Here is a 22,241-nt window from a genome sequence, read left to right as displayed (position 1 = left end):
ACCCCCAGGTTTTTCATTCAAATCTGACCCGCCTTTGTGCTGGGTTCAGAGAGTTAGTTTTGCCTGTGCCTCCTCGTTATTCATGGCAATGCCTGCCGAGCTGTTCCTGAAGCGGAAGCTGTCATTGCCTGTTTCCAGAATATGACAGTGATGGGTGAGTCGATCAAGCAGTGCTGTTGTCAGTTTGGCATCTCCAAACACGCTGGCCCATTCGCTAAAGCTCAGGTTCGTGGTGATGATCACACTGGTTTTCTCGTACAGCGCTGAGAGCAAATGAAACAGCAGTGCCCCGCCGGAGCTGCTAAACGGCAGGTAACCCAGCTCATCAAGAATCACCAGGTCGGCATAAATCAACCTACTGGCCATCTGCCCGCTCTTACCGGCAGCCTTCTCCTGCTCCAGCGTGTTGACCAAATCCACCGTGGAGTAAAAGCGTACCCGTTTGTGATGGTGCTCTATAGCTTGTACACCGAGGGCGGTAGCCAGATGGGTTTTACCAGTGCCAGGGCCACCGATCAGCACCACGTTGTTGGCTTCCTGCAGGAATTCACAGCGATGCAACTGCCTGACTAACGCCTCATTGGCGTCGCTGTGGCTAAAGTCAAAGCCCGCCAGATCTCTATAAGCCGGGAACTTGGCCACCTTGAGCTGGTAGGCCACCGAGCGGACCTCTCGCTCTGCACTCTCGGCCTTGAATAGTTGGCTCAAGATCGGCTGAGCCGCTTCAAAGGCGGGAGCACCTTGCGCTGCCAATTCCAGCGTTGCCTGGGCCATTCCGTGCATCTTCAAACTCTTGAGCATGATGACCATGGAGGCGATCGCCGGATTGTGGCTGGTGTCATGACGCATGACGCACCTCCTGCTTTTTACCCGGCATTTTGCGCAACTGGTCATAGCGCAACACATTGGAGGCAGGCTCCACTTGCAAATGCAGCGCCTGAGGTGATGTCACCGGCTCAGGATCGATCTGTCTATCAATCAGGCGGTGCAAAATGTTCAGGATATGGGTCTTGCTGGGTGCTCCAGCCTCCAGCGCGAGCTCTACAGCCGTTAGCACCACCTGCTCATCGTGGTGCAGTACCAGAGCCAACACCTCGACTATCTCCCGGTCACCGCCGGGCTGGCGAGCCAGCGCCGCTTGCAGTTGCTTGAAGGCTGGTGGCAATTGGGTAAAGGGAGCCCCATTGCGCAAGGCACCCGGTTTGCGCTGTACCACCGCCAGGTAGTGGTGCCAGTCATAGATGGTTTGTCCTGCATCGTGGCTGCGGTTGATGACTCTCTTGTGCTCACAAACTGCCTGACCTTCGGCAACCACAACTAGCCGGTCCGCGTAGACATGCAAGCTGACGGGCCTATTGGCATAGGAGGCAGGGACACTGTAGCGGTTGCGTTCAAAGTTCACCAGGCAAGTGGGCGAGACACGCTTGCCGCATCCGATGTAGCTGTCAAAGGGCCTGGGCACGGGCATGAAAGCAGGCACTTCTTGCTGCCACGCGTCAAAGACGGTACCGGACAGCTGTCCGTGCGCTATCTCTTGCCACAGTTGCCTGCACCGATCAGCCAACCAGGAGTTGAGGGCATCGAGGCTGGCAAAGGCCAGCGCTGTATGCCAGATGCGGTGGCGGGCGTCACGCACATTCTTCTCCACTTGCCCCTTCTCCCAGCCAGAGGCCGGATTGCAGAATTCGGCTTCAAACAAATAGTGGCTGACCATGGTGCTAAAGCGCGCGTTGACCACCCGGCGCTTGCCTCGGCCAACACGGTCGACGGCAGTGCGCATGTTGTCGTAGATGCCTCGTCTGGGTACTCCGCCAAAGGCGACGAAGGCCCGGTTATGCGCGTCAAACAGCATCTCATGGGTTTGCAGCGGGTAGGCTTGCAGGTAGAAGGCGCGGCTATAGCTGAGCTTGAAGTGCGCCACTTGCAGCTTGGTGCGAACACCAGCGATAACGGCCCAGTCTTCGCTCCAGTCAAACTGGAAGGCTTCTCCCGCTCCAAAGACCAGAGGCACAAAGGTGCCGAGCCCAGTGGTTTGCAAAGCCGTTTGTTGCGCCGCACACCAGGATCTGGCAAAAGCGGCTACCCGGCCATAGGAGCCAGTAAAGCCCAGACTCACCAAATCCAGCTGGATTTGCTTGATGCTACGCCGTTGCTTGCGACCTTTGCGGGACTCCACCACTAACCACGAAGTGAGCTTGCCCGCAAAAGGATCGAGCTTGCTGGCATTGGAGCGCTGGGCATACCGCGGCTCCACCGTATCGGAGCGCAAGTATTTGCGGATGGTGTTGCGCGAGAGGTGCGTGCGCCGCGCGATCTCCCGGATGGACAGCTTCTCGCGAAGCGCCCAACGCCTGATGACACTGAGAGTTGCCACGTCAATCACTCCTTGTCTCCTGCTGCCTATGGTTGCTGCAGGATAGGGTTCTTACGTGGGTCAGATTTAGATGGAAAAGGTACCCTTTAGTGGGTCACTTCTGGGTGGAAATCAACAACCGGTGCCGCTAAGTGGATCGATGCCCGGATAGTCCGTCCCGGCCAGGAGGGCGGAACAAAGGCGCTCGAAGTCTCTTTAATCAGAGACTCGCTCAAGACAGTAGATGATGCGGTCAGCGGACATCTTTTAAGTTTACAGTGTGTGTATACGTTGATTGTCTGCCTTACCCTGAGAGGCTGATCGAGGACATTGGTATCGCGCGCTGGACGGCCGATCCCGGTTGAAGCTGTCGTTGGATGGCCGAGCGTCCACTGGCCGCAACCAGCCTGTGGCGATCTCGAAGTGGTTGCTGCTATGCGTGACCACTGCGACGCTCACCTGAGCAGTCGGTCTGTGCCGGAAATTTGGCACCCCCGAGTACCCGTTCGGGTTTCACATATCAAGCAATATTCGCAGTCCAACTCTGCACTTGCGTGCGAGCCTTGATACGCCAGCCATCTTTTGTTCGCAGAAGAGCATCCTCGCACGCCAGCAGCTTGCGATGTGCGGTGCTTGCATATTGGACTCCCCTGTCACTGTGACCCAGCAAGCCTGGTGCAGGTTGGCGCAGCGCGATTGTCATCTGCAGCGCACTGCGCACAAGCTGGGCAGGCATGTTCGGCGTAAGTGACCAACCTACCATCTTGCGTGAGTACAGATCCAGCACGGCAGCCAGGCACAGCCAGCCACTGCTCGTGCGGATATAGGTGATATCGCAAACTCACGCCTTGTTGGGCGCGTACGGATTGACCTGCCGATCCAGAATGTTGTCTGGAACCTGAAAATCATGCTTGCTATCGGTTGTTTGGCGGAACATCAGCCTCGCATGTAGTAGCGCCTTCTTACCCATGTCAGTGCGCCGATGACCAGTGTCAGCAAGAGCAACGCCACCCGGCTATCGACCGGTACCGATGTCACCACGACTGCGGCGGCAGTCACGGATGAGGCCGTCAGCGTGGCAACTATGTTGCCCGCGTTGGAGGTGACGCTCACCTGTTGTGTGTAGACGGTACTCGCCTTGGTGGTGACTGCGTTTGCGGTGGGTTGTGCACCGGCGGACTGGGTGGTCATGCTGGTGGGCGCGGAGAACAGGTAGTTCACCGTGCAGGAGGCTCCCGCCGCAATCGTGAATGACTCACTGCCGCAAGTGCCGCCGCTTTCGCGGCTGAAGGGGCTGGTGACGGGGCTGATAGCGGTCACGCTCGCAGGCGCATTGCCGTTGTTCTGAAGAGTCAGCACCTGCTGACCGCTCTTGCCTTCTTGCAGCGCGCCAAAGTCCAGCGTTGCGCTGAGAAAGGCGAGTAATCCCTCTGTGCCCTCACCCTTGAGCGTGAACGAGGCGCTACCGCCCGCGCTTGCTGCGTCTGCCGCCACGGTGGTGGATTGCTCCCCTTGCGTGGTGGGTGCATAGGTATAGATGAGTGTGCAGCTCGCCCCCGCAGCCAGCGCGAAGGGGGTGGCCGCGCAGGTGCCGCCGCTGCGTGCAAAGGGTGCCGGGGCCGAAGCCAGCGTATTCACGGTGAGCGATGCGCTGCCGCTGTTGCTGAGCACCACGGTTGCGGGGGTAGATGTCTGGCCCACTTGCGTCTGGGCAAATGTGGTGGTGGCAGGCGTGGCCACCAGCTGGCCCTGCGTGCCATCTCCACTGAGAGTGAAGGAAGCTGCGCCCCCCGTGCTGCCAGCATCTGCAATCACCGTGGCATTGTGCGCTCCCTTGACTGTGGGTGAATAAACATAGGTCAGTGTGCAGTTCGCACCGCCAGCCAGCGTGAAGGGCACCGCCGCACAGGTCCCACCCGTGTGCGCAAATGGTGCTGCAACGCTGGCAATCGAGGAGACGGTGACGGGTGCGCCGCCGCTGTTGCGCAGCTCCACCGTGACAGGCGCAGAGGCGCTGCCCACCGGCACTGTGCCTAGATTCAAAGCCGCAGGGCTGGCCACCAGCGCACCGGGCGCAATGATGCTGTTGTGGTCCGTGGCGATATTGTTCGACGCATTGGTATCGGCAATGAACCCATGGCTGACCAGCGCGGTGTTGGAAAGCGTACCCGTGGCAGATGACGCCACGCTACAGCTTGCCTGGTATTGAACCGAGCTCCCTGCGGGCAGCGCAACGGTATCGTTGATATGGCCCGTGCCGCTGGCCGTGCAGGTTGCGCCGCCGCTGCCTGTGCAACTCCACGTCACGCCAGTGCAGGCCGCAGGGAATGTGTCTGCCACGGTGGCACCTGGCGCATCACTGGGGCCCGCATTGCTGGCGGTGATGGTGTAGGTGGTGCTGGTGCCTGCGACAACCGATGGAGTGCCGTCCGTCATGGTGACCGACAGGTTCGCCGAGGGCGTGAGCGTGTCGGTGTCCGTCGAACTGTTGTTGGTGCTGTCGGTATCACCCGACCACGCCACCGTAGCGGTGTTGGATAGGCTCCCGCTGGCCGATGACGACACATTGCAGACGGCCGAATAGATGGCGAAAGCGCCTAGGGGCAATGAGACAGTGGTGTCGTTGATGTTGCCAGTGCCACTGCCCTGGCACGAAGCCCCGCCGCTTCCAACGCAGGTCCAGCTCACAGAGGAACATGCGGCGGGGAACACATCATTCACCGTTACGCCGGTGGCCGTAGCAGGGCCTGAGTTAGTGGCGAGGATCGTGTAGGTGGTGCTCGTTCCCGGAGTGGGTGGGGTTGTACCGTTGGAATTGAAGATGCTCACATCGCCCGACGCAAGTTTGCAGGCGGTCACGGTGACGTCGTCCACGGCCACCCCGCCAAGCTCCACAGTGGTATCACTGTCAAGATGGAACTTGAGTTGTGTTTTGCGCCCGGCCATGTTGTCGGCTCTGGCGTTTTGAACACCCCAGCCAATGGCAGTACCAAAGTTGACCTGCGGATTGCCAGTGCCATTGCTGGCACTGATCGGCGTGGGGTCCAGCCACTCAAACAAGCGCTGCACGTTGGCAAGCGCATCTACATCCATCGCATCCACATAGTAGTGATCGAAATTGGCGGCCTCCAACTGGTGCCGGTGTGCCCAGCTCACCACCACGGGCCCTACGTAGTCGGTCAAGTCAATTGCTGGCGACAGCAAATTCTGAAGGCTATTTGCGTTGTAGGTGCCCGTCAGGTTCGTTTTGAAGCAGTTGGAGCCACTATTGCATGTGTTGAATGGCGCTACAGGATTGGACGTGCTGGTGGCCGCTGTTGCCGGCGTGCCAAGTGCCCACTGATCTGCCGTGCCACCATGCGTGAAGCCACTGTCGCCCGATTCAAAATCGGTACTGAATACGGTTTGCGCAACGGTACCTGCCGGGCACGAGGGCGGCGGTGGCGCTTCGCAGATACGGATGCTCCAGCCTGTGAGCCCGCCACCATTGGTATCGGCAGTGTCGTCATACAAATTCAGGGTCCACGTGCCGCCCGCGTTCTGCCCGTCGAACCAGGAAAGACGCGACGCTCCTGAGGTGCTTGCCGTTCCTGTGGTGGCGTTGTTTTCCGGCTTGAGGCGCATATTTCTCAGAGCTGTGAATATTGGCGGGATGGCCGCTTCATCATCAAAGACCGTGTCCATCTGGTTTTGCCCGCCCGCGGCCGCTGCTCCGATATCCGTGAACAAGGTGACTGCACTGCCCGCAGGTGATGTCAAAACGGCGTCGATGTCTTGCATCACCGCATGATTGAGCTGGATGCTCACATTCACATCGGCAATGCGCGGGTTGCCAGGTACGGTGATGGTGGAACTGGTCAACGACGCACCGGGGCCAATGGTTTTGGGCACATCCGCGCTGCTGTACGTAGTGCAGTTCACACCCTCGTCCACGGCTGGAAACACAGTCACGCTCAAATGATAAGTTGCTGTGGGCCCGCCTGTGCCAGGTGTGGCCGAATCGACGAATGCGTAATAAGTCCCGGCCTCCTTGACCGTCATGAACATGGCTTCTGACGGCAAATTGGGGTTAGGAGAAGTATCACCGGTTCCCACATCGTCAGCCGAGAGTATCTGATTGTTGGAGTCGCCGAACAATGCGAACCCCACTCGGCCATTCCAGGTCACGTTGTCACGCTCAGGATCCAGATCCAAAGAGAGAAAAACCGTATCGCCCGCATTGAGCGTAAAACTGAACCAGTCTTGCTCCGAAGCAGTTGCCGGGTTGCGCGCTCCGCTGACCCAGCCGTTGGCTGGCAAAGTGTTGGCTGTGCCAGGCGTGTCATTGGGCTCTGCTTCCGCTGTGGGCGTTCCACTTTGCACGCGCAGGTACAGTTCGTACCCGCGCATGCTCCCGGTGCCTGCTGTGAAATCATTCACTTTCAGGAAATAGGTACCTGTAGATGGAATGGTTGAGCCGGCTATGCTCGACGAAAGGCCGGCAAAGGTACCGTTATCGTCATCAAACTCAATGACTGTGGTGCCATCTGAGGCGAGCAAGGTCAGTTGACTGTCTGTGCTGCCGCCCGCCGAGTTCGAAGTCATGATGGCGGAATACACCCGGTCGCCGGCCAGGGCCTCGAACGAGTAATAGTCAATATCACCTGCAGGCCACAGATTGCCATGCACCCGCGCACTCGTTCCAGTTATCGGCGTGGCCGTTGCAAATGTGCCGTTGGGCTCCACATCGGCTTGCATGCCCGCCGACGCTACCGACTTCAACGCCACAGGTTGCGCCTGGCGAGTCTTGGGGCTGCTCTTGAATTGGTCCAGAATGCCCACGCGCTTGAGATCGGGCTCAGCATCGCTGTCACGAGCCAGTGGCGCAGCAATCTCGATGAAGGTTCGATCGCTTGCCAAGGCATTCGCCGGGGCGACCACACCCGTCATCACGATGGACACGACCCATAGGCCGATCAACGCCCCCGCAAGGCGCTGGCGCCAACGTGCGGCAGATCGGGATACTGTTGAGGCTATGGGAGTGTTCATAAGATAAATGCGCTCGTGTTGGAGGAGCAGGACAAATTGCCGTGGACGCACGAGGTCAGCGGTCTTTTCGGCGCATCATATTCGGTTTGTTACCGTTTGTAATCAATCGAATAGGTGACGGAGTTTTTACGCATGGACAATGCGGCGACTATGTGATTGGTGTTTTTCTATAAGTCCAATGCGCAGGATGTACCCAAGCAAGGACAAAAAAGAGTGCAGCACGAGAGTCGCCATGCATCAACGGGTCGGTGCAAACTCGCCAAGGGCTCTCTGCACGAATCAGATGGGCGCATGCTTGCCCGTTTTGCGCTGACGCATCGATGGGTTATGGGGACAGGATGAAGACTGGCAACACGGAAATTTTGCATCGGAGTTTGCCGCTGCAGAAATCTCCGGCGTTGAGACTAATGGTCGCATCGCTGGACGCATCCAAATCCTTGAACGAGAAGATCAAATCTATGTTCAGACATTGCTGTTTCAGCCGATGCACATGGCAAAGGCATTGGTGCCATGCTTTTGAAAGGTTTTCAGTCCCGCGCCGATACACTCAGAATACCCATTCGGCTCGGAGTATTCCGAAACAATAAACCTGCTCAAAAGCTCTACGAACGCCTTGAATTTCACGTTAGCGAAACCCGAACTCACATCGAGTTGTCTTGGACTAGCGGCCATTTTTCGAGTAACGGTGACAAGTCTTGATGTGGTTTTGACGGCCTGCTCGGGTCGGCAGCTCCAATTCGCTGGCGGACTGGGGCAACGTTCTTTTGTGCGCTCCTGAATTCAAAGGGAACATTGATGAGCGTCCGCTGTCGATTTCAGCAGTCATTGGGCTGACAAAACTGAACGACTGCAATCAGCCTAATTTGGCTGGCAGCAGATGCTGACGATCACAGCTGCACATAACGAACTCACGGTTTCGGTAAGGTTGTTCAACGGCCCAGAAGCCGTGGGCAAATGAACCCGCTTGTGCATGTTTACCGATGCACATGCTCATATCCACGATTCACATGCTTACGCGCCTTGCGTCTGCGCCACCACAGCCAAACTCCGCTGATGCCGAGGCCCGCCAGCGCCAAGCCATTGAGGGCAGCCACAATTTCCAGGGTCACGCCTCCAAGCTCGCCTGTGTGCAATGGATAGGCGATGGCGGCGGCACCTGTGCCCGGGTCCATCTCATTCCAGCGCTGCGCCGCCAACACTGCGCCGGTGCGCGGATCCAGCCAGACCGAGCTGATGCCGTTGGGATGCGGCTCGTCATTGGCGCGAAACCGGATGCGCATGACCTGCTTGGCATTGGCGGGCACTTGCACAAAGCTGATCTGTGCATCGGGCATGGCGGCGCGGGCGATTTCCACCATTGCGTCGAGGCTTGGAGGCTTGGGCAATGGCTTGTCCGCATCCACCTGCAATGCGGGCAGCTTGGGCGCTTTGATCGGAGTTGTGCCGCTGACAAAGTTGAGCACTTCGCCCAGCGGACGCCAGGCCAGATACGCGCCCGTGATGACGGAGGCCGCGATCAGCAGTCCCATGACGATGCCGCCGATGCGGTGTAGATCAAACAAGGCGCGCACCAGGCTTTTGTTCAGCTCGATATGCCAATTGCCGGGCCAGCGCTTGGGCCACCACAGAATCACGCCGGTGATCAGCAGCAGCATGTAGGCGAGCGCGACCCAGGCCAGAATGGTTTTGCCGGTGTCGCCCAGCAGCAAGTCGCTGTGCAGCTTGAACAGCGTGTTGACAAAACCCTCGGTCTCGCCACGGCGGGCCTGTTCCTCGCCGGTGACGGGATTCAGATAAATCGTGCCGCGCCAGTCACCCGTTTGCACCCGCAGCCACAGCGAATCGCCGTCCTGCTGGGGGAGCTTGAAGCGTATGGAAACCTGGAAGCCGAATTCATTGCGTACAGCAGCAACGATGGGCTCAAGCGATGCAGTGCGGTTTGAACCGCTTGCAGCGCCCGATGTGGGCTGGGCTTGAAAGAGCTGCGGGTTCAGCCAGCGATCCAGCGGCTGGGCCACGACGAGCATGGCTCCGGTGAGTCCGCCCAATATCAACAGCCAGCCCAGTCCAAGGGCAAACCAGCGGTGCAGCCGCAGCCACAGGGATCGAAGAGCAGTCATTCAGAAAATCAGTTATCCATGGCGCTTCGCGTCACCCGCAGCACATGAAACTGGCGCAGCCCAAGCGAGAGCAGTCGAGGAAGGGCCGCCCCGCACCGAGGACTGCGTCCCCCTCCCGAAACGCGAAGCGTTACGAGAGAGGGGGAAGGCGCGAAGCGACTCAGGGGGTGTTTCCACTCAGAACGGCAGCGAAGCCTGCAGATACACACTGCGCGGCATGCCCACGTACTTGCCGCCACCGTTGTTATCGGTGGAACGGGTGAAGTAGCGGCGGTCGAACAGGTTCTTCACGCCCACGGTCAGGCGCAGATTGCGCAGCTCTGCACCAGCCTGATAGCTGGCACGCAGGCCGACGATTCCGAAGCCGGGGATATTGCCCAGATTGCCGTTGGCATCTTCCCGCGTGATGTAGGAGTTAGGCTTGGCGCTGGTGCCCGGCGTGCCTGGCGAGCGCTGCTTGGACTGGGCTGTCACTTCGGCGTTGAAGGTCCAGCGCTCGGTCGCATAGCGTGCCGAAAGTCCGGCGGTGTGGCGCGAGTACAGCGGCAGATCGCGTCCCGCAAACGGGCCAGCTTGGCTGGTGGCCTGGGTGAAGGTGTAGTTTCCGCCCAGCGAGAAGCCCTTGAGCGCCGGATAGTCCTTGCCGAAGTCATAGCGCAGAGCCGACTCTAGACCACGGTGACGAGTCGCACCCAGATCGGTCCAGATGCCGTTGCCCGTGCCATCGCCGGGACGGTCGAGGAACAGCTCTTTGTCGAAGTCGATGTTGAACAACGTCAACTCGCCGTTCCAGGTATCGCTCTTGTAGTGTGTGCCGACCTCATAGGTCTTGGCCGACTCAGGGTAGAGCTGGTTGTTCGACGACTGGGCCAATTGCGCATATTGCTGCGGGCCGAACGACTTGCCCGCGTTGGCAAATACCGCCCAGTTGCTATTGACGCGGTACAGCACCGACAGGGTGGGCAGCCACTCGTTGGCACTGGCCTTGGGGAACGTCGCCGTGGCTGTGGTGCCGCGATAGTCCACGACGTTGTTGAACGAGCGGATGCGCTCGTAGCGTACGCCGGGAGTCACCGTCCAATCACCGATGTCGATGCGGTTGTCTACATAGAAGGCATTGGCCGTGGTGCCGCCTTGGCTGGTTTGTGTGGTTCCAATCGGCAATTGCATGGCATTGACCTGACCGGGAACGTAGAAGCCCGAAGTTGCGAGTGATGTCTCGGAGCTCTTTTCCTTCAAGTAGCGATAGCCCACGCTGACTTCCTGCACCACGGAGCCGGTTTCGAAGATGCGCGAAAAACGTGGCTCCACGCCGTAGTAACTGTAGTCGCGCGGCGCGCCGGTCAGGCTGCGCTTGCCGGCGTTGGCACCCGTGGCATCGCGCTCGATGTAGCTGCCACGGAAGGAATCCACGTAGTAGCCCAGCACCTCAAAGCTGTTGCGGCCATCCTTGTAGTTGTATTTGAGCGAGCCATCGGTGCGACGGCCGCTGAACTCGTCGTAGTTGCGCGTGCTCTGGAACGGATCGGCTTTGTACTGCGCCGTCGTCAGGCCACCGGGCATCTGGCCCTTGGCCTCGAAGTGGTGCAGGGCGGCCGAGATGCTGCTGTTGTTATCGATCTTGTACTGGCTCTTGATCAGCACATCGTCCAGATCGACCTTGTCGTTGCCGCTGCGCCAACCCTCGCCATGCGTGCCGGAGTACAGCACCGCCAATCCCAGGCCGGATTCATTCGTGCCGCCCACAAAGAAGCTGGGCGTGGCCTTGACATTGCCGCCGTGGCCGTAGATTTCGGTGCCCACCGAGACTTCGCCGCCGAAGGTCTTGGGAATGGCGCGGGTGGTGAAGTTGATGATGCCGCCCACGTTCTGGGGGCCGTAGCGCACGGAACCCGCGCCGCGCACCACGTCCACCGATTCCAGATTGCCCAGCGCCACCGGCGCAAGCGACAACTGAGGCTGACCGTAAGGCGCATACGAAATCGGCACACCGTCCTGCAGGATGTAGGAGCGCGGAGACAGACGCGCCGTGAGGCCACGCACGCTCAGATTCAGCGAGATGTCGCTGCCGCCCGTGCCGTTGCTGTCCTGCACCTGCACGCCGGGAACGAGCCGCAAGGCCTCGCGCAGCGTGGCCGCGCCGCTTTCCTGAATGCGCTCGCGCTCCACGATGGTGCGCGCGCCGGGATGCTCAAGAACCTTTTCGGCGCTGGGCATATCGCCATCCAGCCAATTGCCGACGACGTTCACCGACTCCAATGTACTTGGCGTCGTGATCGTTGTCTGGGTGCCTGCCTGATCTTGCGTCTGGGCCATGGCGGCAGGGTTGACGAGTGTGGCGACTGCTGCTGCAACTGCAGTGGCACAGCAGTTCAGACGCGCGCTTGGAATAGGTCGAAAAGGCATAAGAAAAGAGAGGTAGATGCACCCCATGCAAGCCATAAGGCAGGTGGTCGATGCAGACCGCCAGTAAAGAATTGCAAAGAATTTTAATGAGAATGAGCCTCATTAGAATTTATGTGCTGTCGTTGATGCCTAAAAACGTCAATCCGCCGTCGGACTAGACTCTCGCTCAGAGGAAGCGCGCTCCAAATGGCCCTACGGCCATATAGATAATCGGTGGTCGTTTGAGATGGCAAAGTAAGCCTCCGGCCATCTCATCTTGCCCACGGGACGTAACGATCTTCCGTGACTCATGCCGCAGCGACAGACTGCCGTCGATGTGGCAGCAACTCGCTGATCCGATTGGCCTTGTGCGTACGCTGCGGGGTCGCCATGGAGATCGCGGCATGTGTCAGGTTGTCCACTTCATAGCCGTCCAAAGCGAGCCTCGCAGGCGAACTGGGTCAACGTTCCCTCGTACGCGCAGGAATTCAGCGTGATCTCCGATGAGCTTCCGCTATCCGCCTCAGCAGTCATTGAACTGTCACAGCTGAACGACTGCAATCAGCCTGAAGTTGAACTTGCCGTGGTTGCTCTCTGCTGAGTGTGAGTCACATTACATTTAGGTTAGTTGGCCACGGCCATGCATTCGGCCACCCATTCAATGGATACCCGCACTCGCGGCGACAGATGCCGCGTATGCGGGTAGCGCACCGACACTGGCAGTGGAGTTGGTGCCCAGTCGGTGAACACCTCCATTAACTCGCCACTTTGTAGGTGCTTTTCCACGAAGTAGCGCGGCGCCTGGATGAAGCCCATGCCTGCCAGGCAGCAGGCCGTGTAGCCGTAGGCGCTACTGACCGAAACGGGCCCGCGTCGCTGGACGGTGCGATTCTCGCCATCGCTAAGTACAGCATCGCCTGATGATCCTGCTTCCTTGCAACCCAGACCTTTTAGGACACCTCAGATGAACACCCTCCCTGTACCTCACTCCATCGCCCTGGTCACCGGCGCTTAGCGCGGCATCGGTGCGGCCGTCGCACTGCGGTTGGCCCGCGACGGCCATGCCGTAGCGGTTAACTATGCGGGCAACCATGTGGAAGCGAAGGGGGTGGTCGATGCCGTCGTCGCGCAAGGCGGCCGCGCCTGTGCCGTGCAGGCCGATGTATCCGACCCCGAGGCGTGTCATGGTCCAATTTGAACAGACGCCTCGATAAGGGAACAACGAATCCCTGAGGACATACAGAACATGGCATCCACATCCCGTAGAACGTTCGACGCGGCCTTCAAGCTGCAAGTCGTCATGATGATCAAAGAGCAAGGCTTGCCGGTTGGGCAAGTCTGCAAAGACCTCAAGCTGGTGGACTCTGCCGTGCGCCGCTGGGTTGCCCAGCATGACGCCGAGAGCAGAGGCAAGCGCGGGATCGGCTTGCCTCTGACACCTGAGCAGCAACGTATTCGCCAGCTCGAGCGGGAGAATCAGCGATTGAAGGAGGACGTAGACCTTATAAAAAAGCATCGGCTTTCTTCGCCCAGGCCATGAAATGATGAGGTGGTTTCACCGGACCGCCCAATCCAAGCATCAAATGGCCAATCTGTAGAAATGCTCCTCCTTTTCAATATTTCCGGTAAATTGAAACCCAAAGGACATGTACAGATTTTTGGCTACGATATTGTGCTCCTCGAGCATCAAGAGCACAGTTTTGACATTGGCTCGCCTGAAATAGTCAAGAATTTCCTTGAAAGAGAGTCTTCCCAGCCCTTTACCCGAAAACTTGTGATCGAGCATGAAGCGGCAAATTTCCACCTCGTCAGGCAGCTCAATACTGCGGCGAAACATGAAGAACCCGATCAACTGGTCTTGACTGTAGATGGCCCTCGGGCACATGTCCGGAAAGTATTTAGCCTCCGCAATTGACACCGCATTGGCGCACAAATGTTCCTCCAAAATTGTGCCGACTCCGTCTCTATTGGAGGTCAACTCCATCACATCGAAGACGTTTTCTTTGTTGATTTCCCTGATTGCTATCAACGCGTATCCCTAGCTTTGCTCGAGCCTCATTCTACAAAACCGTACTTTTAGAAATGGCTTACGCGCTCAATGGCAATCGTCGGTGCAGCTTATCTATGCAGAGGGCGCACGCTGAACCCCTCACCCAAACTGATCAAACAACACCATGAGCCACAGCAGCGCCGCACTGCCCCACAGCACAGCGGCATAGCCTGCCCGGCGGCGTGCGGTCAAGGCGTTTTTCTCCAGAAGAATCTGGTTCTGATCCCCCGCAGCAAGAAAAGCGGCTGGCCAGAACATGGCCACACCGGCAATGCCGCCCCAGACCCAGTCGCCGCTCCACTTGCCCATCTGCGGAAACCACACGCCGATGACCGGCCATGTGGCCCAGTAAAGAAGCAGTGACGAGGCCCCCAGCGACAGAAATGCCAATGCGAGCGCGATCCCGAACGCCCATCTGGAGCGTCGCATGGCCGCGAAACGGCGCACAAAGGGTGATTTGAAGAATCTTTGAATGGTGTCCAGCACGCTCTCAAGTCGGCGTGTATATCACATCGACTTGAGCGCAGCGCGAACGTGGGCATGGGCTCTTGGTTGAGTCTCTACACGTTTTCGCGCCGGGCGCTCAATCCCCCGCTCCCATCTGTGAGGTCAAAAAGTGCATGAGCACACTTTGCGAGGCGCTCTTCACCTCGTCGTCGCGGCCGCTCACGTAGCCGATCTTCACGCAGTCGCCCAGCAGTTTTCCGCTTTGTGCACGCAGTTTGATGCGGGTTTCGCGGTCGGGCTTGGCGTTGGCGGGGATGAGCGCGTGGCCGCGCACGCTGGGGATGGCGTTGGCGTCGAACTTCACGGTGCAGCCACGCAGATAGGGGCGCTCGGCTACGGTGCGGGGTTCACTGCTATCCCAGTCGTGGCCGGCCTTGGCGAAGACCACGGCGTTGACCAGTGAGCCCGCTTTGCGCAGGCGGCTTTCGGCGGTGGCGCAGGCCACCAAATCGTTCGATGCATCTTCGCCCGAGCGGAAGCTCAGCAGCGGCGCGCCGGTGGTCTTCTGGGTACGCAGCTCTTCAAAACAGGGGCCGTAGAAATCCACGTGCAGCGCAAATGGCGGCACGCGCGGGGCGAGCTTGGCGCGCATGCGTTCGTCCATGCTCATGCGGGCGACCATGCCGCCGCGCGAGTAGCCAATGAGGCCGATACGGCGGGCGTCGATGGCTGGGTGGCGATTCAGCGCGCGCAGTGCGGCGTAGGCGTCGGCCATCACGTCGAACTCGGACGCGCCGAGGAGCTTGATGCGATACGGCGTGTCGTCGTTGATGCCGCGCGGCTGGTAATAGTCCACAACCAAAGCGGCGATGCCATTGCGTATGAGCATCTGCGCCATCTCACCCTCGCGACCTGGCATCACGCCGGAGCCGCCGGGCAGGATCACCATGGCGGGCACGGGCGTGGCGTCGCTCGCCTGCGGAGGCAGAAGCAGTCGGCCCATGCCTGCGGTGGGCGCGGCCTTGGTAGGTTGATGGAGCAGCACGTCCAGATCGTAGGGGCTGCTGCTGTTGAATCGGATATTGCCTTGAGTATCGCTGAGCAGGACAGTGGCTGGGGCCATCGGTGCCATCTGCGGCATGGCGGGCAGCGACGGAAAAAGGTCTGCAACGGACTGTGCGCTTGCGATGCCTGAGGTGCTCAGAACACCCGCGAAAAAGATGATGACCGGCGTGAACAACCGGTTGAGATGGGTGCGCAGCATGGCGTGTCTCCCGAAAAAATCCCTGCACCCGTCGCCTGCCCCGCGCCAAATGCTGGGAGAGCGGCGAGCGACTTGTTGCGTGCAACGGCGGAAAAGCGTGGCGTAATCAAATCAGCAAATATGAGGAAATGAACACGTTTTTTCCGCCGGTGTTTCGCGATCAACGCATCAGAACGAATACTTGAGGTTGACCGACAGCTGATCGCGGTCGACCATCGCGCGGTACGTCTTGGCGTCCAGCGAAGCATCGCCCAGATAGCCCAGATACGTCACCCCGATCGTGAGTGCACCCTTGCGAACGAAGTTCACACCAAGACTGAAACGTGAATCGCCTTGACCTCCCACCCCCCCGGCCAACGTGCGGCCGCGCAGTTGGCGCGAGTAGCTGAGCGGCACAGTCATGTCCCAGCCTTCGACAATGCCAGGATAGCTCAGCACCCAGGTGCCAGAGAACGCCAGACCGTTGCGGGTCTTGAAGCTCAGGTCATCGGTGCTGTAGCCGTCCACGCTGTTAATACGCACTGCGGAGAGTTCGGCCAGGAACTGCATGTCGTCAGCCAGCGGCGTACGGCCCACGTTGTAGAAGCCACCGATATTGCCCTGCATGATGTTGGCACGCACCGCAGTCGATGCCGATCCCACCAGCGCCGGTGCGCCCTTGCGGTAGGAAAATTCGCCATAAGCCGAGACCTTGCCGAACGAGGTGCTGACGGTTGTGCCAAGCAGCTTGATGTCGTCGAAGTAGCGAATGTTGTAGGCGCTGTAGTCCGGACGCACATACACCATCGGTGTGCGATCGTTGTAGTTCAGGTAATACAGGCCAACTTCAGTTTCATTTGTCACCCGGTAACGTGAGCCGATACCCCACTGGCCCGTCTTGCCCGGACGGATGTCGTTGCCCTTGTTCACTCCCTTGCAGACGCCGTTGGCCATATAGGGTCCGAGGCAGCTCGAGCCGGGACCAGTCACGTCGCTGGTGCTCAGGAACGAGCCGACTCCGGGCGCAATGGTTTCATGGAAACCGAACTGCGCATGGCCCAGCAGCGTGAGTTCCGGCGTGACTTCCAGCGATGCCGAGATCTGGTCTTCCGGCAGAATCGCCTCCTTCACTTCGGTGCCCGGGATGCCCGACTTGGTGCCGTCGAACGGACCCTGTGCGGCCGAGATGTTGGCGAAGAAGGACGACTCGCCCCAATTCACGACATGGCGACCCAGGCGCACGGTGGCGCGGGTCTGGCCGATGTCGAAGCCGGTGTAGGCATAGGTGTCCAGCAGACGGGTGTAGCCGCCATGGTAGCGCTCGGTCCAACTGTTGAAATGGTTGAACGGCGCCTGCGAGTTCACCGCGTTGGGATTCGTCGACGCTGGGTTGTTGTCGTTGGCACCGTGGTAGGCATCGTCATAGAACGATGCCGCCGTGAACACCAGCCCCGAACTGCCCTTGGAGAGCTTGCTCTCGAACAGCGTGGCGATGCGGTTGGCCGTGATTGCACCCTTCTTGAAGTTGCTGTCCCCGTCGTTGCCGTTGGCGTTCTTCGCCGCGCTCGAAAGCAAAGCGTCAGGACTCTTGACGCGGGTGCCCAGCGTGTAGTTCGCGTTCAGGCGCCAGTCGAACTTCAGGCCATCGCCCAGGTCCACTGTCTCCCCCGCCTGTGCAATGCCCGTACCCAATGAAAGCAGTGCCGCGACTGCAACCGGTGTGAGGCTTGTAGTAATTTTGCGCATGTTGTGTGACTCGTCTGGTTGAATCAATAAATGAATCGATCAATCAATCAGTTGCCCAGCTCACGGGCGGCCTGTGGTGTGTACATGGACGGTGTGAGATTGCCCTTGTTCAGGACGGGGCCGGTCTGGCGTTCCTGGAACATGTTGTAGGCCATGTAGCTGCCCGAGTTCAGGTCGTGATAGAACGACGTGCCTGCGTGCCAGGCGTTGATGTCCGGCGAGTAGTAGTAGTTGATCAGCGCGAACTGCCAGAGTTGGCCGCGTGCGTCGTACATGTCGCCCATGACGGCCTGACCGGTGTCCTCGTCAATGAACATCACTCGCTTGCCGTAGAGATGGCGGAAGCCTTCCTTGAGCGTGCCCTCCAGCACCCAGACACGGCGCAGTTCATAGCGCATGAAGTCGGGGTTGGCATGCTGAGGCGTCAGCAAGTCCTTGTACTTCACCGTGGGCTGGTGGATCTTGTACGTATTCGCCGGAATGAACATCTCGTGGCGACCGTTGAGCTTCCAGTTGTAGCGCTCTGGCGAGCCATTGAACAGACGATCGGAGTCGATGGTCAGCTTGCCGCCCGTGCCCACCATAGGCTGGTCGAAACCGTACTCGGGCACCTGACGCACGCGGCGGGTACCGGCGTCGTAGCTCCAAGCGAGGCGCTTGTCCTTCTTGAAGTTCAGCGGTTCGCTGGAGACCGTCACGCCACCTTTTTCACGCTCGGGCAGCAAGCCACGCGACATCGAGTAAGCCATCACGCCTTCGATTGGCTTGCCACGATTGGACGGGTTGCTGGTCATGTCCAGGTTGTTGTTCTCCATACGGCCCCAGGTGATGGAGCCATCGGAAAGCACGTTGCCCATGTCACGGATGATGGACTCGGTGTAGGCACGCGCGGGGATCAGGTTGTTCCAAAGGGCTTCGTTGCCATCCTTGGGGATCGGGAACGGAATGCCGCCCATGAAGCCCTTCACGCCCATGCCGCCGTCGGTCACTTCTGCCTCGAGCGCATTCTTCTTCACAACCGCACACACATCGTCCGGATAACGGAAATCGCGGTGACCCGTGTAGACCGGAATCTTGAAGGTCTTGGGATACTTCTGGAACATGGCCTTGAGGCCGGGGCTCAGCTTGTCGGCGTACTTCTCCGCGTTCTCTGCGGTGATCACGAAAATCGGTTTTTCGTCAGCGTAGTAGTCCGTAGGATGCTTGCCGCTCGACTTCACGAACTCGGTGCCCGCAGGCGCGCCCGCCCACTTGCCGGTGAACTCGGGGATCGTGCCCTCTTTGTTGCCAGCCTTGATCGCACCATTGCAGGTCAGATCCTTGCCCAGACGCTCCGCCTCAGCCGCAGGCACCTTGGCCCACGCACTGCCCGCCATCATCAAGACCACCGCCAACGCGAGTGGGGTCTTGCTCATCACGCTCTTCATCTTCTGTCTCCTCGAGGTTAGGTTTCTCAAAGCATTGGCCGTCATGAAAGCAGGTACGTCCCCGCTTCCAGACAATGAATTCGCCAAATCTTTCTGGCATCCGGATACTCCGCGCCGCCGCCCTTTTCACCATCGTCTGATGAGACTACTGACAGACCCCTAGCCATTCGTCCGTTTGGACAAGCCCCCCAAGAAAATCAAGCGCATTGGAGACATCGAGAACAAAGAACGGAGCAGACAACAAGAATCAGAGAAGCAAATGCCGTCACCCAAAAACAAAAAACAACGGTACTGAAACCTCCCTGCATTCAAAACAGCGGGCCAACGAAGCCCAACGGCAACCCGAACACCCCACCACAAAGCAGTGAGGAGGCCTGAGACAAGGCGCGCCGGCACGGCCCGTACTTCGGTTCGGCAAGGAGCTGCAACGCAGGATCAAGCCCCATATCTGCGCCCCCAAATGACCCACCACCGAAGCCAAAGGCTGCGTACAAAACAAACCAAAAACAAAAAACCCCGCAAGCCCAAAAGCTTGCGGGGTCTGAAAGAACCTCTACCTAGGAACAACTAAACGGCTGTCCCGTTCAACTCGTCAACTAGCTTGCGCAGATTGGACTTGAGCATCTTGCCTGCGGGATTGCGTGGCAAGGGCTGTCCTCGCACAACGATGAGATTGGGCACCTTGTAAGCCGCCAATCGCTGCGAAACAAACTCCCGCAACGCGCCTTCGGACACCTCCGCCCCGGGCTTGCCGACCACCACGGCCACAACCTGCTCGCCCGTCACCTCGTGCGGCATGGAAAATACCGCAGCCTCCTCTAGCGCATCGTGCTGCATCAGACAGGACTCCACCTCAACGGCGGCGATCTTTTCCCCACTGCGGTTGATCACGTCCTTGATGCGATCTACGATGGTGAGCACGCCGTTCGCATCGATCACACCGATGTCGCCGGTACGGAACCAGCCGTCCTGCATGACCGCCTCGGTCGCCTTGGGTTGGCCCCAGTAGCCTTGCATCAGTGAGACGCCGCGCAGCCAGACCTCTCCCGACTCACCTGCTGGCAGGGCCTCGCCGTTCACGCCCGCGATGCGGATATCGATGATCGGCGACAGCGCACCGGACGCGGCCGGATGTTCCTCAAACAAGCGACCCGAGCAGGCCGCGCACACGCCATTCGACTCGGTGAGTCCAAAACCGATGCCCGACATGCGGCCCGGAAATTTTTCGAGCACATCGGTGATGAGCCGCTGGTGCAGGCCCGCGCCGCCAAAGCCCAGACCCGACAGATTCCCCGAATTCTCTGGCAGCTCGAAGCCCGGCTGGGCGATGAGCTGCTGCACCATGCTGGGTGCGCCGTTGAACTGCGTGACGTTTTCCTTGCGGATGGTTTCGATGGCCGATTGCGGGTCCCATCGGTGCACAAACACCAGACGGCGCCCATGGCGCAGCGAGATCAGCAGCTGCGCATGCAGACCGCTCACATGGAACAGCGGCACGGCCGACAGCGTGGTTGGCTGCAGCTTGCGCGCCATGATACGGCCCACCGCCTCGGGCGAAGACATGGCTGCCACGGCGCTGATGTAGTCAATGTTGAAAATCGCCTGGCACACCGCGCGCTGATTCGATTCCACACCCTTGGCGCGGCTCGTGGCACCGGAGGTGAAGAGGATCAGCGCCCTATCGTCAGGCAAGAGTTCGGGGGCGTCATAGCCATCGTGCCCAGGCGCGATCAGATCACTCCAGCGCACATCGCCGCCCTCGCCGTCCACGACGACCACCTTGGGAACCATCTTCAACTCGCCGAGGCTGCCGCCCACACGTTCGAATCGGTCGGAATCGCAGATCAGCCAGGTCGGTGTCGTATCTTCCAGATTCGACATCAGCTCGCTGTTCAGCCCAAAGCTGTTGAGCGGCACCGGCACGGCGCCCAGCAAGGCTGCGGCAACCAGCGCAACCGCCCATTCGGGGCGGTTGCGCATGGCGATAGCCACGCGGTCACCGGCGCGCAGGCCGTACTGCTTCTGCAGGCGGCTTGCGGCGGCGTCGGCGGCGGCGAAGAAGCGGTCGAACGTCCAGCGGTCATCGCCGAAGATCAGAAACTCCATCGGACCATGCGCGCGGCCCGCATTGAGCACGTCGGGCAAGGTGCGGAAGGCGTTGCGGTAGGCGCTGGCCGTGCTGCCGTCCTTGAGCGTCACCGGCGCGAGCTCGAACGGCGCGCCCGGCGAAGTGAGCTGCGTGCGCAGCGCCCCGACCTGAGCGGCGACGCTGGGAGCGGCGGCCTGAGCGGGGTTGTTTGGCGTGGTGCTGCTCATCTCAGAATCCTTTCAGGGTCGCGTAGCGGTCGCGGTGGAACACACCGTCACCGAGCGTGCGTTGCAGTACGCGGGCGCGCTTGACGAACAGGCCGAGATCAAGCTCGTCCGTCACGCCGATGCCGCCGTGCATCTGCACGGCCTCGTTGGAAATCTTCTCACAAAGGTCCGACGCCTTGGCCTTGGCCAGACTGCAGAGCTCGGCCACATCGCCCTCGCGCCCTGCATCGATGGCCTCGAGAGCCGCGAGCACGCAGCTCTCGAACAGCTCCAGCTCCACATACAGGCGCGCCGCGCGGTGCTGCAGCGCCTGGAACGAACCGATCTGCACGTCGAACTGCACACGTTCCTTCATGTAGGCAACGGTGCGATCAAAGATCTCGCGCAGCAGACCCAGAGCCTCTGCGGCCAGACAGGCACGCGCGCGGTCCAGCACCTCGTCGAGCGCCTTGCGGGCGGGCTCGGCGGCCAACGCCATGTCGGCGTTGAGCGTGACGTTGTCGAACACGACGCGCGCGGTGTTGCGGCTGTCCATCATGCTGACGGCATGCACAGAAACGCCCTTGGCATCAGCGGGCACCAACCAGAGCGTGAGCTCGGCCAGCGGGCCGGCGGCGACGATGAATGCATCCGCGCCCACGCCGTCCAGCACGAAGTGCTTCTCGCCCGACAGGCGCATGCCGCCGTCGGTTTTCTGCACGCACGTAGCCAGCTGCGCGGGCAGATGGCGGCCCGACTTTTCATCGAGCGCCAGCGCGATGCGCTTCTCACCACCGGCCAGCGCGGCCAGCCATTGCGACTTCTGCGCGCTGCTGCCTGCACGGAGCAGCAGCTCCGGCGCGATCACCGCCTGTGTCAAGAGCGGCTGCGCCGACAGCTGGCGGCCGATGGTCTCGAACACCGCGCCCATGCCCAGATATCCGACCGCAAGACCGTCATGCTCCTCGGGCAACACGGCCACCGGCCAGCCCATCTCCACCATCTGCTGCCAGACCTTGGCATCAAAGCCCACGGCCACCTTCTGGTCGCGCAGCTTGCGTTGTTGTGCCACGTTGGCCTCTTCCGATAGAAAGGCCTGCGCGCTGTCCCTGAGCAGTTCCTGCTCCTGCGACAAAAGCATCGTCAT

General features: G+C 59.9%; 13 protein-coding genes and 4 pseudogenes. 3 read left to right on the top strand and 14 right to left on the bottom strand.

All coding sequences use genetic code 11. The features are described 5' to 3' along the window. Positions 1-45: 45 nt before the first annotated feature. The 4 genes and pseudogenes from istB to G7047_RS08555 form a co-directional block, all read right to left on the bottom strand. A complete protein-coding gene (istB, locus tag G7047_RS08570; RefSeq protein WP_166303563.1) occupies positions 46-849 on the bottom strand; it encodes an IS21-like element helper ATPase IstB in 804 nt (267 codons plus the stop codon). Next, entirely contained in the window at positions 839-2,383 is a 1,545-nt protein-coding gene (gene istA, locus G7047_RS08565) for an IS21 family transposase (protein ID WP_166303560.1), read from the bottom strand. The genes istB and istA overlap by 11 nt, the downstream gene beginning before the upstream one ends. Before the next feature lie 580 nt (positions 2,384-2,963). Then, positions 2,964-3,287, bottom strand: a pseudogene (locus G7047_RS08560) (DDE-type integrase/transposase/recombinase); the annotation flags it as partial. Positions 3,288-3,289: 2 nt separating this feature from the next. Next, positions 3,290-7,381, bottom strand: a complete 4,092-nt coding sequence (locus tag G7047_RS08555; RefSeq protein ID WP_166303557.1) for a choice-of-anchor D domain-containing protein — start codon at positions 7,379-7,381, stop codon at positions 3,290-3,292. A 456-nt stretch (positions 7,382-7,837) separates the two neighbouring features. Here G7047_RS08555 and G7047_RS31475 point away from each other — a divergent pair. After that, positions 7,838-8,080, top strand: a pseudogene (locus tag G7047_RS31475) (GNAT family N-acetyltransferase); the annotation flags it as partial. Positions 8,081-8,355: 275 nt separating this feature from the next. Here G7047_RS31475 and G7047_RS08545 read toward each other — a convergent pair. From G7047_RS08545 to G7047_RS08535, 3 genes are all read right to left on the bottom strand, one after another. Continuing rightward, positions 8,356-9,501 (bottom strand): PepSY domain-containing protein, encoded by a 1,146-nt coding sequence (locus tag G7047_RS08545; RefSeq protein WP_166303554.1) that lies wholly within the window; start codon positions 9,499-9,501, stop codon positions 8,356-8,358. A 177-nt stretch (positions 9,502-9,678) separates the two neighbouring features. Further along, on the bottom strand, positions 9,679-11,907 hold the full coding sequence (locus G7047_RS08540) for a TonB-dependent siderophore receptor (protein ID WP_166303550.1): 2,229 nt from the start codon (positions 11,905-11,907) through the stop codon (positions 9,679-9,681). 603 nt (positions 11,908-12,510) lie between these two features. Then, positions 12,511-12,831, bottom strand: coding sequence for a LysR substrate-binding domain-containing protein (locus G7047_RS08535; RefSeq protein ID WP_166311958.1), 321 nt, complete (start codon positions 12,829-12,831; stop codon positions 12,511-12,513). A 76-nt stretch (positions 12,832-12,907) separates the two neighbouring features. Here G7047_RS08535 and G7047_RS08530 point away from each other — a divergent pair. Both G7047_RS08530 and G7047_RS08525 read left to right on the top strand, forming a co-directional pair. Continuing rightward, a pseudogene (locus G7047_RS08530) lies at positions 12,908-13,066 on the top strand (3-ketoacyl-ACP reductase); the annotation flags it as partial. A 66-nt stretch (positions 13,067-13,132) separates the two neighbouring features. After that, positions 13,133-13,433 (top strand): annotated as a pseudogene (locus G7047_RS08525) (transposase); the annotation flags it as partial. Positions 13,434-13,465: 32 nt separating this feature from the next. Here the strand turns inward: G7047_RS08525 and G7047_RS08520 are convergent. The 7 genes from G7047_RS08520 to G7047_RS08490 form a co-directional block, all read right to left on the bottom strand. Beyond that, entirely contained in the window at positions 13,466-13,870 is a 405-nt protein-coding gene (locus tag G7047_RS08520; protein WP_166303544.1) for an N-acetyltransferase, read from the bottom strand. A gap of 165 nt (positions 13,871-14,035) precedes the next feature. Continuing rightward, positions 14,036-14,365, bottom strand: a complete 330-nt coding sequence (locus tag G7047_RS08515) for a hypothetical protein (RefSeq protein ID WP_166303541.1) — start codon at positions 14,363-14,365, stop codon at positions 14,036-14,038. 154 nt (positions 14,366-14,519) lie between these two features. Beyond that, positions 14,520-15,647, bottom strand: coding sequence for a dienelactone hydrolase family protein (locus G7047_RS08510; protein ID WP_240939412.1), 1,128 nt, complete (start codon positions 15,645-15,647; stop codon positions 14,520-14,522). Between the two features lie 168 nt (positions 15,648-15,815). Then, positions 15,816-17,372, bottom strand: coding sequence for a DUF1302 domain-containing protein (locus tag G7047_RS08505; RefSeq protein WP_166303538.1), 1,557 nt, complete (start codon positions 17,370-17,372; stop codon positions 15,816-15,818). 47 nt (positions 17,373-17,419) lie between these two features. Continuing rightward, entirely contained in the window at positions 17,420-18,799 is a 1,380-nt protein-coding gene (locus tag G7047_RS08500; RefSeq protein ID WP_166303535.1) for a DUF1329 domain-containing protein, read from the bottom strand. Positions 18,800-19,366: 567 nt separating this feature from the next. Beyond that, positions 19,367-21,115, bottom strand: a complete 1,749-nt coding sequence (locus G7047_RS08495; RefSeq protein ID WP_166303532.1) for a class I adenylate-forming enzyme family protein — start codon at positions 21,113-21,115, stop codon at positions 19,367-19,369. 1 nt (position 21,116) lies between these two features. Next, a complete protein-coding gene (locus G7047_RS08490; protein ID WP_166303527.1) occupies positions 21,117-22,241 on the bottom strand; it encodes an acyl-CoA dehydrogenase family protein in 1,125 nt (374 codons plus the stop codon).

The sequence above is a fragment of the Diaphorobacter sp. HDW4A genome, from assembly GCF_011305995.1.
GTDB lineage: Bacteria > Pseudomonadota > Gammaproteobacteria > Burkholderiales > Burkholderiaceae_C > Diaphorobacter_A.
The sequence above is the reverse complement of the archived record's forward strand: the minus strand, read 5'-3'. Positions and strand labels throughout refer to the sequence as shown.